This window comes from Arthrobacter sp. TE12231 (assembly GCF_054062895.1).
Genome location: NZ_JBSSFS010000001.1, coordinates 1,692,762 through 1,706,051 on the forward strand (window position 1 = coordinate 1,692,762; position 13,290 = coordinate 1,706,051).

At 66.2% G+C, this 13,290-nt stretch carries 12 protein-coding genes; 3 read left to right on the forward strand and 9 right to left on the reverse strand.

The window, feature by feature from the left end; translation table 11 throughout:
* Positions 1–12 precede the first annotated feature (12 nt).
* The 3 genes from ACVWYS_RS07675 to ACVWYS_RS07685 all read right to left on the reverse strand — a co-directional run bounded on the left by ACVWYS_RS07675 (position 13) and on the right by ACVWYS_RS07685 (position 1,944).
* Positions 13–843, reverse strand: a complete 831-nt coding sequence (locus ACVWYS_RS07675; protein WP_456508909.1) for an oxidoreductase — start codon at positions 841–843, stop codon at positions 13–15.
* Positions 844–1,009: 166 nt separating this feature from the next.
* Positions 1,010–1,267 carry a hypothetical protein gene (locus ACVWYS_RS07680; RefSeq protein ID WP_456508910.1) on the reverse strand — a complete coding sequence of 86 codons (258 nt, stop codon included), beginning with the start codon at positions 1,265–1,267 and terminating at the stop codon, positions 1,010–1,012.
* Positions 1,268–1,311: 44 nt separating this feature from the next.
* Complete coding sequence (locus tag ACVWYS_RS07685) at positions 1,312–1,944, reverse strand: cysteine hydrolase family protein (RefSeq protein WP_456509574.1); 633 nt, start codon at positions 1,942–1,944, stop codon at positions 1,312–1,314.
* Between the two features lie 134 nt (positions 1,945–2,078).
* Here ACVWYS_RS07685 and ACVWYS_RS07690 point away from each other — a divergent pair, with 134 nt between their 5' ends.
* Together ACVWYS_RS07690 and ACVWYS_RS07695 are read left to right on the forward strand one after the other, a co-directional pair.
* Positions 2,079–2,612, forward strand: coding sequence for an N-acetyltransferase family protein (locus tag ACVWYS_RS07690; protein WP_456508912.1), 534 nt, complete (start codon positions 2,079–2,081; stop codon positions 2,610–2,612).
* Between the two features lie 95 nt (positions 2,613–2,707).
* A complete protein-coding gene (locus ACVWYS_RS07695) occupies positions 2,708–3,196 on the forward strand; it encodes a hypothetical protein (RefSeq protein ID WP_456508913.1) in 489 nt (162 codons plus the stop codon).
* Positions 3,197–3,266: 70 nt separating this feature from the next.
* Here ACVWYS_RS07695 and ACVWYS_RS07700 read toward each other — a convergent pair whose 3' ends face one another.
* From ACVWYS_RS07700 to ACVWYS_RS07725, 6 genes are all read right to left on the reverse strand, one after another.
* The gene (locus ACVWYS_RS07700; RefSeq protein WP_456508914.1) at positions 3,267–3,692 is read right to left on the reverse strand and encodes an NAD(P)-binding domain-containing protein; all 426 of its coding nucleotides are present in this window, start codon (positions 3,690–3,692) and stop codon (positions 3,267–3,269) included.
* A 60-nt stretch (positions 3,693–3,752) separates the two neighbouring features.
* Positions 3,753–5,027 (reverse strand): cytochrome P450, encoded by a 1,275-nt coding sequence (locus ACVWYS_RS07705; RefSeq protein ID WP_456509575.1) that lies wholly within the window; start codon positions 5,025–5,027, stop codon positions 3,753–3,755.
* Positions 5,028–5,082: 55 nt separating this feature from the next.
* On the reverse strand, positions 5,083–6,714 hold the full coding sequence (locus ACVWYS_RS07710) for an FAD-dependent oxidoreductase (protein WP_456508916.1): 1,632 nt from the start codon (positions 6,712–6,714) through the stop codon (positions 5,083–5,085).
* 100 nt (positions 6,715–6,814) lie between these two features.
* Positions 6,815–8,101: an ABC transporter permease gene (locus tag ACVWYS_RS07715; RefSeq protein ID WP_456508917.1), complete on the reverse strand. Its 1,287-nt coding sequence runs from the start codon at positions 8,099–8,101 to the stop codon at positions 6,815–6,817.
* Positions 8,098–8,796, reverse strand: coding sequence for an ABC transporter ATP-binding protein (locus tag ACVWYS_RS07720; protein WP_456508918.1), 699 nt, complete (start codon positions 8,794–8,796; stop codon positions 8,098–8,100). The genes ACVWYS_RS07715 and ACVWYS_RS07720 overlap by 4 nt, the downstream gene beginning before the upstream one ends.
* 120 nt (positions 8,797–8,916) lie before the next feature.
* Positions 8,917–10,293: an alpha/beta hydrolase gene (locus tag ACVWYS_RS07725; RefSeq protein WP_456509576.1), complete on the reverse strand. Its 1,377-nt coding sequence runs from the start codon at positions 10,291–10,293 to the stop codon at positions 8,917–8,919.
* Positions 10,294–10,569: 276 nt separating this feature from the next.
* On the opposite strand from ACVWYS_RS07725, the gene ACVWYS_RS07730 reads away from it, so the two are divergent.
* Positions 10,570–13,179, forward strand: coding sequence for a bifunctional lysylphosphatidylglycerol flippase/synthetase MprF (locus ACVWYS_RS07730; RefSeq protein WP_456508920.1), 2,610 nt, complete (start codon positions 10,570–10,572; stop codon positions 13,177–13,179).
* The last annotated feature ends 111 nt before the right edge of the window (positions 13,180–13,290 follow it).

Sequence of the window (13,290 nt, forward strand, 5' to 3'; positions counted from 1 at the left end):
CGCCGGGCCTGTTCAGCGGTCGATGCCCGTGCTGAGGCTGAGCCCGCGCCATTGGTCCAGTTCCGTACGCTGTGCGTCGGCGACGGCGGCAAAGGCGTCGAAAGCGTCTTTGCCGAGCACCATGAGCGAGGGCGGGTTGGCGCTGTCGACGACTGCCAGGATGGCTTCTGCGGCCTTGGCCGGGTCGCCTGGCTGGGTGCCGTGGACTGTGTCGTTCTCCTTGCGTCGCTTCCCGGCCGTCTCCGCATAGTCCGGAATCGCCGTCGCCGACTGGGTGAGTGAGCGGCCGGCGAAGTCGGTCCGGAACGCGCCGGGCTCGATCACGGTGACCTTGATGCCGAGGGGCTGCAGTTCCTTGTGGAGGGACCCGGACAGGCCCTCCAGGGCCGCCTTGGTTGCCGAGTAGTAGCCGGACCCGGCCGGTGAGATGCGTGCTCCGATGGAGGTGATGTTCAGGATGTTCCCTGCCCTTCTCGCGCGCATGTCCGGGAGGGCCGCTTTGATCATGTCGACGGCGCCGAAGACGTTCGTGTCGAACAACTGCCGGATGTCGGCGTCGTCCGCTTCCTCCACCGCGGCGCGGTAGCCGTAGCCGGCATTGTTGACCAGCACGTCGATGCCGCCGAAGCGCGTCCGGGCCTGCTCAACTACGGAGCTGATCTGTGCCTTGTCGGTGACGTCGAGGGGAAGGGCCAGTGCGGTGTCCGGGAATTCGGCCGCGATGTCCTCCAGGGTGGCGACGTTTCGTGCCGTGACGACGGCGTTGTGGCCGTGCGCGAGCACTGCCTGGGCGAGGGCGCGGCCGAGTCCGGTCGAGCATCCTGTGATGAGCCAAGTGGACATTGGGTCTTCCTTTCATTTCTCCGGAACCGGAGCATGGAGGCGGTCCGCGTGGGGCCGCCAGGGGTTCCTATACAGAACACCGCAGAATCGGCACGTTTGGGAGTGGCTGTTGATACAGGTAGTGACAGACCCCCTCGGGACCGGCCGGCCCGGGGTGGCAGCGCCCCTATGTCAGGGCGACGGCCATCACCCAAAGCAGTGCGAAGGCCCCGACGGCGATCATCGGGCGGTTCCATTTACTCTTCACTGTTCCGTCGGAGGACTGGAGTCCGGAGGTGCGGGCGTCCTGCCAGGCCTTGGCGATCTCGTCACGGCCGGTGGCCACCACGGGACGGCCCGACGCCGAGCGGTGCGTTCTGTACTGCAGCGCAGAGTCCGTCCTGTGAGCCTTCGGTTGATTCAGGTTCGCGTCCGGTGCTTTCAATGGTCCCCCTCCATGCCCCGAGCAGTCGTCGGGACAAGAGGAACCTACATCAATCGGCCTTCTGCGGCTGCGTCGCGTCCTGCCTGAGTGCTGGCGAAAATGTCCGGTTTCGGGACGGACGTGCCGTGTTCAACAGCGTCGATCCACTCACCGGTGGTCAGGACGGAGGCGAAGCGCGACTGCAGAACCACGAGCACGGCGCTGTGCAGCTGTTCGGCGCCCAGTGATCCCGCGTGGTTGGACATGGCTAGAGTTCCTGTGGCGTCGGAGAGGAACTCGACCTTCAGTCCACGGTGTGCCGCGTCCCGGGCGGTTGATTCGTCGCAGTTCTGCGTCATGTATCCGGCGATCACGACCGTGTCGATGTCACGCTCAGCGAGCCATTCCGCGAGATCTGTGTCGGCGAAGCAGGAGGGAAGGGTCTTTTCGATCAGGTGGTCATGGCTACGGCTGCTGACGACGGGATGCAAGGCGAATCCGTGGCTGCCGCGGGCGAAAATTGGCGATGTTTCCGGCGCAGTTTGCTGGACCGCAATGACAGGAATGCCTGCTTCCGTAGCGGCGTCGATGGCTTTGCCGATGTTGGCCAGGCTCACTTCCGGGTCGGGGAAACCGATCGGCAGGTTTCCGGAGATGTATTCGTTCTGCACGTCGATGACGAGAAGGGCGCGGTTCACGGAGGCTCCTTGAATGTGCGTGGTCGAGCGGGCGAGAGGCATCCCGGCGTTGCGATCCTAACCTCTTTCCGTGCGGGAGAGTCCCTCCCGCGCGCCGCACGGCACCGGTGAACTCAGTTGGTAGATTCGCGAGCATGACCACTTCGGATATCAGCGTCAGGGCCGCGACCGAAGACGACGCCGCACGGCTGGCAGAGATTCACGTTGCGGCATGGCGGGCCACGTACCGTGGCGTCATGACCGATCAGTATCTTGATGGCCTCGACGTCGGACGCGCGGCGTCTGCGTGGCGCCGCAATATTCGCGAGCCCCGCGAGGGGACTATGCACCTCGTGGTCCAAGACGGCAATGAGGTGACGGGATTCGCCATTGTCGGTCCCGCCGTCGGAGGCCCGGCAGCGGGCACCGGTCAGCTCCACGCGATCAATGTGCATCCGGACTGGTGGGCGCAGGGCGCAGGGTCCGCCTTGTTTGCAGCCGCCGAACAGCAGTTGATCGAACTCGGCTATGAGCGGGCAGTTCTCTGGGTGGCGAAGAGCAACGACAGGGCCATCAGCTTCTACAACAACCGTCGCTGGCTCCACGACGGAGCGACCCTGGAAGACACCAGTTTCGATCCTCCCGTGTCAGAGAACCGCCACAGCCGGACCTTCCCTCGGGCGCGGTAACCGGCTCATTCATTCGTGGCAGGCTTCGGCAACGATCAGGGCACGAATCCGGCACAACCGTGTCCCCGGGCTGTTGTTCCGCCGAGAATGACCGGATGGCATTCTCTCTGAAGTACCGTGGCCGGCGGTTCACGACCGCTGCGCTGATGGGTGCCCTGTTGCTGCTTGCCCCGATTTCGGGTTGCTCTTCGGCGGCAGGCGGGGAGCCGCCGTGTTTCCCGCCCGCCTATTCGCTGACCCCCGCGGAAGCCACGCCGGGGGACAAAGTCACCGTGGCGGCGCCGGACGCCGACTGCAATCCCCGCTACGGTTTGAACGCACGAATCCAGGTGACCGTGACCGATGCCTCGGGTGCGGAAGTGGTCAAAGCTACAACGGAAATGAACGACGCCGGCGGGTTCTCCTACACATTTGTCGTACCTCTTCGGGCGGTGGCCGGAGATGCGGTGGTCACCGCCGTGCCTTACAACATTGACTGGTGCGATGACACCGGCAGGAACAACCGCGTGGCGGCCTCAAGGGATGTCCTGCCGGAGCGGGTGTCGTGCGTGATTCCCATGCAGCCCCTGGCTATCACGCGCTGAAGCGCTTTCCTCGGCGGTGTGACGCGGTCGGCGGCCTAGTTCCCGATATCCCTGGTGAGGATCTTAAATCTTACGCCGCGGCCTGGGCCCTGTCCGAATGCCAGAGCGAACCAGAGCTTGGCGAAGTCATCGACGAGGCCCGGTAGACGCGGGCGTCCGGTGCGTGGTCGCTGATCAGCGCGATGCTGCTCATGGCCGTGCCGCCGGTGTTGTTGGTGGCGTCAATGACCATCTTGTGGTCAAGCGCGGCGGCCATTGCCCGTACGGCGTGTTCCATGGCGGCGCCGTTGATGGCCAGCAGGACGACGTCTGAGGAGGCGATCGCGTCGTTGATGGTGTCGCGGGCAGCGCCGATGCCGTTGGCGAAGTCGGCGAGGTTGGCGTCGTCGGGGGTGCGGACGCCGAAGACCACCGGGTAGCCGGCTTCGGTCCAGCGGCGGGCACGAGTGCGTCCCATGATGCCGGCGCCGACGACGGCGATTTTGGGCTGGATCAAGAGAATTCTCGATTCTGCAACACCGACGCGGGGCCGCAGCCAAAGCCGGGTCAGCCGGCCCTACCGGACCGTGCCGTCGCCGGCGGGCCCGTCAGGGGCGAGGACGCCGTCGATGTCCACCGGGAGGTGGGACGGGCCGCGCAGGAACGGACTCGGCCGGTACGGGGGCGGGTCGGAGACCAGGCGCGGGCTCTCCAGCCTGGTGGCGAAGGCGGTGAGGGCGATTTGCGCTTCCAGCCGGGCCAGGGGCGCCCCGAAGCAGAGATGAACGCCGCCGCCAAAGCCGAGGTGTTGGTTGTTGTGCCGGTCCGGGATGAAGAGGCCGGGATCAGCCACGTGGGCGGGGTCCCGGTTGCCCGCGGCCAGGACCAGGGTGAGGGAATCGCCGGCCGGGATGGTGGTGCCGGCGATGTCGATGTCATCGAGGGCCGTTCTGAACGGGACGAAATGTACGGGCGGCTCGTAGCGAAGCAGCTCCTCGACCATCGGGATGGCCATGCCGGGATCATCACGCAACCTCTGGAGCTCGGCCGGGTGGCGCAGCAACGTCAGTGCGCCGTTGGAGATGAGGTTCACGGTGGTTTCATGTCCCGCGATGAGCAGGAGAAGCCCGGTGCCCACCAGTTGTTCGTCCGGCATGCGGCCTTCCGGGCCGTCATCGGTGACCATCGCCGACAGCAAGTCATTCCCCGGAGCGCGCCGGTGGGCGTCGACCAGCTCTTCCATGAACGCGCGCAGTTCCTTGCCGGCCTCAATCCGTTTCTTTTGCTGTGTTTCGGGATCCAGGCCGGGATCCGTCGATTGCAGGGCAACGTCCACCCAGACCCGGAAGCGCTGTTCATCCCCCGGGGGCACTCCCAGAAGTTCGCAGATCACCGTGACGGGCAGCGGATACGCCAGGTCATCGACGACGTCGATCCGGCTGCGGGCCGCCATGTTGTCGATGAGGTCAGTCACAATTTCCGTCATCCGCGCCTCCATCCCCGCCACCCTGCCCGGCGTCGTGGGTGGTCCGAAATGTCGCATGGTGATCCGCCGGAACTTGTCGTGATCCGGAGGATCCATGCTGAGGAACGTTGGCGTCATGCCCGGCCCGTCCCCTTCCCCGTCCTCACCGGCGGCGGCGCGCATCGCAGCGGCCGCCGGGTTGCGCTCAATGTCGGAACTGACCCGCGGATCGTGCAGCAGGGCGGCAATCTCCGCGTAGGTGCTCACGAGGTAGCTTCCGTCCGGAAGCCGTGTCACCGGGGTCTTGCGGAGCTCTTCGTAGAAGGGGTAGGGGTTGGCCCGGTTGGAGTAGTCGAGGATCTGCTCCCATGTGCTGGGCTGGGACATGGCGAAGGCTCCTTGGGTCGTGGGGCCGGTGGCTGCCGGTCTCCTGGGCGGCGCTCTACGGGACGCGGCGGTCAGTCAGCCTGGCGCGTCGCTCATTGGGATAGTGGCCGGTTACGACGACGGTCGCGTCCTGGGTGGGGTTGGCGGCGGCCGGGAATCCGGCGGGCACCGGCCGGGCTTCGGCCGGCTCGTCAACGTGGCGGAACGTGGGCGGGAAAGGCGCCGCCTGCTCGATCAGCGGTTCGTAGAATTCCAGCCATTTGTTCTGGTTGAAGGCCACCGCAGCCACGATGCGTCCCTTGTAGCCGTAGACGGCCAGGAACCGCCGCAACGCGACCGATCCCTGTACGATGGCGACCTCGTCCGCAACCGAAGGCACGCCCACGCTCTTGATTTCGGTGCCGAACTGGACGGACCAGAATTTCGGCACGGCAAGGTGCGGCCAGCGTTCGGTCTCGCCGCTGACCATATTGTGTGCTGCAACTTCGGCCTGGGAGATTGCGTTGCCCCAGTGCTCGACGGCGAGGAACTGGTAGCCGAACATCGGCTGCGGGGCGCGGGATGCGTCACCGGCGACGAAGACATCGTCGGTGACCAGCCCGTTGACGTCGAAAGCGCGGCAGCCGGCGTCGCACGCGACGCCCCACGGGCCGCTGGCCAAGCCGGAACCGGCGAGCCATTCGGCGTTACGGACGGCCCCGAGCGCGGTGACGGCCACGTCCACGTCCAGTGCTGTGCCATCGGACAGGTGGGCGCGGCACAGCTGTCCGGTCGCGTCGCCTTCGAGCGAAACCACCCTGACGCCGCAGCGCAGATCCACGCCGTTCTCTTCCTGCAGCTCTCCGGCGATTGCGCCGATGACACCGCCGAGCGCCGCGCCGAGCGGTGCCGGACCCGCCTCCGCCACAGTGACCGACAGGCCGAGTTCGCGGCACACCGAAGCGACTTCGCAACCGATGAACCCGGCGCCAATGACCAAGACCCGACGAGGGCGGCCGGCCAGGAGCTTCCGAAGCGTGGCCGCATCCTCCCGGGTCCGCAAGGTCAGGACTCCTGCCAGCGCCGCCTCCGCTGCGTTGGGCCAGGACCGGGCCCGCACCCCGGTGGCGATCAACAGCTTGTCGAACCCGATCCGGCTACCGTCGGCGAGCTGCACCTGTCGTGCGGCCAGATCCAGTCCTGTGGCGGCGACGCCCAGACGCCAGTCGACGTCGAGTGCCCGGCGGCGTGGCAGCGACGTGTCTTCGGACCGTACCGCACCGGCCAGGACCTGTTTCGACAGCGGCGGCCGGTCATACGGCTCGTGTGTTTCCTCGCCGATCAGGGTCAGCGAACCTGTGAACCCCTCCTCGCGCAGCCGTTCCGCTGCGCGCAGGCCGGTCAGTGACGCGCCCACGACGACGATCCTTCCGGATCGTTTGAAGCTGCCCCCGTTGCCTCCGCTAGCGGCTGCCGCACCCGGGGATTCTGTCGGAGGTTGCGAACTCGCCGGCTCCTCAAGCTGGTCGAGCCGGATGGCCTGTACGGGACAGGCGGCCGCAGCCCGCCGGATCCGTGTTCGCTGCACCTCGTCAGGGGCCGGGTCGTACGTGAGTGCCTCGTCCCCCTGGATCGTGAAGACGTCCGGGGCGAGGAAGGCACACTGCGCGTAACCCTGGCATTTAGTGAGATCGACGACGAGCCTCATGCCGAACTTCTCCCTGTTTCGTCAAGCCAATCGAGTCTAAGCCTCGCGGGCCGGCCGCGGAAGAGGCCTGCGGCCGGCTGCAGCGAGGCCCTGGCGGGCCTTATTCGTAGCGGAGGGCGTCGATCGGGTTTTGCCGCGCTGCCCGCCACGCCGGGAGGGTTCCGGCGATGAAGGCGATGACCATGACCAGGAGGATGACGCCGGCAACGGAGCCGGGAGCGAAGGCGAGGATGTGGAGGCCCTCCAGATCGCTGAGGGGCCCGCGGGCCAGGGCGCCGCTCACCGCGGTGCCGAGCCCGATTGCGGCGGCGGAGCCGATGGCGCTTCCGAGGAAGCCGATGAATGCCGCTTCGGTGCTGAAGAGCGCGAAGACGGATCCGCTGCCCATGCCCATGGCTTTCATGAGGCCGATTTCCCGGGTGCGTTCCTGCACGGACATCAGCAGGGTGTTCACGATCCCGAAGCCTGCGGCCACCAGGGCGATGACGGCGAAGGCGTCCAGGACGCCGATGATCCCGTTGATGACGGTTTTGACCGTGCCGATCCGGTCATCGAGGGTCTGGGCGGTGTAGCCGGCTGCGGCGAGCTTGCCCTTCATGTCGTTGACCTGGGCGGCGGAGGACGGTGCGAAACTGGCTGTCACGTTCGCCCAGACGGACTTTGATGCGGCAGGCGCGCCGGTTCCCTGGGCATCGGCGAGGGCCGTTGAGAGGGACTTGTTGATGAAAGCGCCGCCGCCGCCGAGCAGTGCGCTCTGTTCAACGCCGGTGATCCGGGCGGTGATGGAGTGCATGATTCCGGTCGCGTCGGTGATGCCGATCGTGGCGTCCTGACCGACGGCCTGGTTATTGTCGGCAAAGCCAAGCGGGGCCACGTAGCTGGCGGGAAGGATCAGCTGCGGCTGGGCTGCGGAATCGTCCAGGGGAGCGCCCGCCGCGAGCTGCGGCTGCGCCCCGGCAAGGGGGCTGACCGACAGCTGGTACTTGTCGTGGTCGTTCCATTGGATGAAGTCCGGGCTGAGCCGGGTCACCGGGGTGACGCCTGTGATACCAGGGATGGCGCCGATCGCGTCCAGATCGGCCTGGCCCAGGGCCAGCTGGGTTGAACCCGGCCTGCCGCCGGCCGCAAGGACTTTCGTAGTGGCGTCGTATTTTTTCGGTCCCGAGGCGGGATTGCCGCTCGTGTCAGTTTTGGCGACCGTGAAGGAATTGCTGGAGCCGACGGCGGCGATCTGGCTGTCGATGTAATTGGAGATGCCGGTGCCAAGACCGTTGGTAATGGTCAGGGTGAACGCTCCGACGAAGATCGCCAGGATGGTCAGCAGCGTGCGCAACTTGCTGCGGAAGCTGTTCGCCATGGCGGTCTTCAGGATTTCGAGCGGGTTCATGCCGCGTGCTCCTCGTCGGTGTTGATCAGCAGGCCGTCACGGATATAGAGACGGCGGTTGAAGCGGGCGGCAAGGTCGTGGTCGTGGGTGACGGTGATCAGGGTGATGCCGTGGTTGGAATTGAGGTCGAACAGGATGTCCTCGACGATGCGCCCGGTGGCCGTGTCCAGGTTCCCGGTGGGCTCGTCCGCGAACAGGACCTGGGGACTATTGATCAGGGCACGGGCGATCACGACCCGCTGTTTCTGGCCGCCGGAGAGGTTGCCGGCCTTGTTGCGGGCCTTGTCGGCCAGTTCGAGCTGTTCCAGGACGGCCATCCCGCGGGCGCGCCGCTCCCGGCTGCCGACGCCGGCAATCTTGAGGGGGAGGACGACGTTCTCCAGCACGCTGGAACCCGGGTTGAGGAAGAACTGCTGGAAGACGAAGCCGAACATCGTGTTCCGCAGCGCGCTGAGCCTCCGCCCGCTCAGGGTCTTCGCGTCAGTCCCGTCGACGTGGACCTGCCCGCCGCCGGGGGTGTCCAGGAGTGCGAGGATGTGCATCAGCGTTGATTTGCCGGAGCCGCTCTTACCCACGATCGCCACGGAATCGCCGCGGTCGATCTCCAGGGAGACGCCTTTGAGGGCGTCGAAACGGTCGGGCCCGCGCCCGTAGGTCTTGGTGAGGTCTTGGGCGGCCAGAATTGGCACAGGCATGGGGTTCCAATCAGGAGGTGGGACTGCATAAAGGTCAGGGGAGGGGCGGGCGGCGCCGGGCGGTCGGTGGCCCGGCAAGCTAGGTCAAGAAGCCCTGCGAACCGAAAGCGGTGGAGGCACTCATGACGGGGCGAGGCCGAATCTCTGGAAGAGCAGCGGCAGCCCGGTTTTGAGGCCGTAGCTCACAGCGTCCCCGCGATGTCCGATGCCGGGCCCGACGAACCGGTGCGTTGTCATGCCGGCGGCCTTCGCCTCTGCCGCGGCCTTCGCGCTCTGGGGCCCGTATTGCGGGTCAATGGCGCCGTTGGTGAAGATGGCGAGCAAATCGGTGTACGTGTGGGCTTTGAGGATCGTTACGGGCTTCTCCGCATCGAATGCGGCCTGGCTGCCGCCGAAAATGGTTTTCACGGTATTCGCCGCGGTGCCGTCCACGGGCTCCAGCTCTCCGGAGATGTCCAGCAGCGAGCCGAAGAGCTCCGGTCGCTTGGCCGCGAACGAGAGCGCGCATTCCCCGCCGTTGGAGTATCCGGCCACGGCCCACTGGGTCCGGTCCGTCGCCACGTTGAGGTTCTTACGGATGTAGTTGACGACGTCGGTAGTGACATAGGTGTAAACGTTGCCCTTGGCGGAGTCAACGCAGACAGGATTCTTGTAGGGACTCCCCAGCTGATCCACCGTGAGGAATAGCGGGGCCAGCCCCTGGTGTTGCTGGGCCAGGGTGTCGAGCTCCTCGATGGCCGTTTTGCTCTGTTCGGGGCCGCCCGGCTGGCCCATCATCATGATGACGATCGGTAGATCCGGCGGATTGTCCACCAGGGCAGCGGGCGGGAGGTAGAGGGTGGCGTCACGGGCTTGGAATCCTGAGGCGTCAGCCGGAATCGTGACTGTTCCGCTTCGTCCGACAGTCGGCATCCCCGCAGGGGGCTTCCATTCTTGCCACAATGCGGACCCGGTGACTGGCTGGTGTGCCGGGTTGAGTTTGGGCAGGGCAAGATGCGTCGTCTGGCTGATGCCCAACATGGCTCCCAATGTCGGGTTCAGTCCATAGCCGGCGTTGATCCCGAGCGCCGCCGTCGTGATGAACAGCACACTGGCGAGCACGGCAACCGCCTTCCGCCACCAGCAGGACCGCCACAGGTTAACGACAGCCAGGCCGAGCCCTGCGAACGCGAAGATCACCCAGACGCGGGTGTCCGTGTCCAGTGGCAGGCCGAAGACGTTCAGCACCCTTTCGCAGACAAACAGAGTCAGGGCTCCGGTCAGGGCGCCGGCAGCCACGGCGACGGCCGCCGTGACGAGCCACCTCCGCCGTCCGGGCAATTGTGATGCGTGCGACGCCGGATCGCTGGCCTCTCCGGCTGACGGCCGCGGCCGGCCGATCCGGCGCGGCAGGAGCCCGGCGCGCAGGAGCAGGAAGAGGACCGCCAGGGCGGACAGGGCATAGAAGGAATAGAGCAACGGCTCATTGATGACGCTGACATTGAGGAGCTGCTCCATCGTGTTTCCTCCTGTCCGCGATTGGGGTTGCGCCCGGCGGTCCGCCCAAGGCTGCACGCTGCTCCGCACGGGAATGCAGGCGCCTTCACGGGCTTTTATAGCACGCCAGCCGTAGGCGAAGCTGGGAATTTGAGGGGTGCTACCATCGTTCCGGCCCCGGGCCGCCGTCGATGGGCGATCAGCGGAACAGCCTTTGCGGGCTCGGACGTAAGTGGTCAAATGGAAGCGACAGGATGGGCCTGCCTTGAGTGTCCCGAAATCCTGAAAGGATTCCCAGTGCCAGAATCGCCGCCCCTCGCCGGGCACCGGCGGTTGCATCGCCGCAGGCCGGTGCGATGGCTGCTCTCGGTGTTGCGGGGGGCTCCCGTCACGGTGGCGTTCGTCGCCGTCTTCTGGATCATGGGTCTCCTGACCTCGAGTATTGTCTCCGGCCCTGCACTGCGCTGGAGGGCCGATGTGGCGGCCACGGCGCAGTCGCTGCCGAATCATTGGTGGACGCCTTTGACCGCCGCGTTCTGGGCCCGGGATCTGCTCGGCTATGTGGTGGGAACGGTGCTGGTGCTGTTGGCCTGCATACCGTTGGAACGGCAGCTGGGCAGCAGGAAATTCGCGCTGGCGGCCGTTGTGACCCAGATTGCGGGGCTCGTGGCGGCCGCAGGATTTTGGGCGGGCACCCGTGCCCTTACGGGGAACTGGGCCCGGGAAGTCGGCGGAACGTTTTTTCTTGGCCCGAGCGCTTTCATCTGCGGGACCGCCATGGCCGCCACGGCTTCCATGGGCACCTTGTGGAGGCGGCGGATCCGTCTGGGGCTCTTTGGGCTCCTGATTCTTCTCGCCCTCTACAACGGGGGGTTCGCCGATCTGGCGCGACTTGGAGCCGGTGCTGCCGGCGCGCTCCTGGGCCCGATCCTTCTGGGCCGCCGCCCCCGGCTGGTGCGCCCGGTGAGTTCACGGCATGAGGGGAGGATCCTCGTAGCTCTCCTCGTGGCAGTCTCGGCCGTCGGGCCCGTGGTTGCGGGCCTGGCCCCGCACGCTGTCGGGCCGCTCTCGGTCTTGCGCTTCCTCTTCACGGACATCCGGCCCGTGGACCCCCAGACATTGCAGAACGTCTGCGCAGTCCCGGCCCAGCACCGGGACTGTGAGGCCGCGCACCTGCAACTGAGGGCAGGGGCGGGCGCAATCTTCATGGCGATTGTTCCGTCCTTTCTTCTGCTGCTGCTTTCTGAGGGCCTCCGACGCGGACGGCGCTTCGCCTGGGCCGGTGTGCTGGTGGTCCAGGCCGCGCTATCACTGCTGGCGCTCATTACGTTGGTGGGGGTGCTCCTGGCGGCAGGCCCGGACACGGTTGCCGGGGAACTGGTGGATGCGAGCCAGCCGGGCCACAGCACCCAACCGCTGGCACTTGTGGTCCCGCTTCTCGTCCCCGTCATGATTTTCGGTGTGGTCTTGGCCTGCCGGAGGTTGTTTCCTGTCGCCGCACCGCCCGGGACCTACACCCGGCTCGCCCTGCAGGTCCTGGCCCTGGCCGGCGTCCTGGGCGTTATCTATGTCGCGGCCGGGCTGGTCCTCGCAGCGGATTTCACCCCCGTCCCCGGACTCGCCGATCTGGTGGCCGACGTCCCCGACAGGTTCCTGCCGCTGGGCTTCACGGTGGACGTTCCGCCCGCCTTCTTCCCGGAGAGCACCTTGGCAGTTCTGCTCTACGAGGGAGTGGGCATTGTCTTCTGGGCCATCACGGGCGTCCTGGTCCTTAAATCCTTCGTCCGTCCGACACACCCCCGGCACGGCGATGACAAAGACAAAGCGTTGGCGATCCTCACATCACAGGAAGGCAGTTCCATATCCTGGATGACGACGTGGACCGGGAACGCCTACTGGTTCTCCCGCACGGGTCAGAGCTTCATCGCTTACCGCGTCATCGCCGGAATCGCCCTGACGGCCGGCGGGCCCGTTGGACCCAAGAACCTGATCCCGGCGGTAGTGGAGGAGTTTTACGGCTACTGCAGGTCCAATGGGTGGACGCCCTGCTTTTACTCCGTTACTGCGGAGGTCCGGGATGCCGCATCCGGCCTCGGCTGGGATTCCGTCCAGGTCGCCCAGGAAACCGTCCTGCCCCTGGACACCCTGTCGTTCAAAGGGAAGAGATTCCAGGACATACGCACGGCCTTGAACAACGCGGCCAAGGCCGGAATCCATGCAGAATGGGTTCGCTATCCCACGGCCGGCCTGGGCATCCAGACCCAGATCCTGGCCATCTCAGAAGAATGGGTCGCGGACCGTAAAATGCCCGAAATGGGGTTCACCCTTGGCGGGCTCGACGAACTCAACGACCCTGAAGTTCGCTGCCTGCTCGCCATTGACGCCCACCAACAGGTCCACGCGGTCACCTCCTGGCTTCCGGTCTACCGCAACGGACGGATCGTCGGCTGGACCCTTGATTTCATGAGGAGGCGCAGCACCGGCTTCCGGCCGGCTATCGAGTTCCTCATAGCCTCCGCAGCAACGAGCCTCAAGGATGAGAACTGCGAATTCATCAGCCTCTCCGGGGCGCCCCTGGCCCGGGTGTCGCCCACCCTCCACCCGGACGGGACGCCGGAGCGTCCGCCTGCGACCGCCGGCCTCGACCGGCTCTTGGATCGTCTGGGATCCGCCCTTGAACCCGTCTACGGATTCCGGTCCCTCCTGGCTTTCAAGAGCAAGTTTCACCCCCGCTATGTCCCTCTCTACATGGTCTATCCGGACTCGGCAGCCCTGCCCGGCATCGCCAATGCCCTCACGCGCGCCTACCTGCCGGACCTGTCCCTGGGCGAGGGGTTCCGGCTCCTGCGCAGCATCCTTAGCGAACGCGTCGGGACGGTTGGACATCCGGGTCGTCGGCCGCAATGAGGGCGGACGACCATGGGGTCTTTGGTCTCTGCCTTCGCGCCAGGAGCCAAGGGATGATGTGAGGACCCGCTCAGGAATGTGGCTCTGCGGACCCGGAAGGCGGCCCTGAGG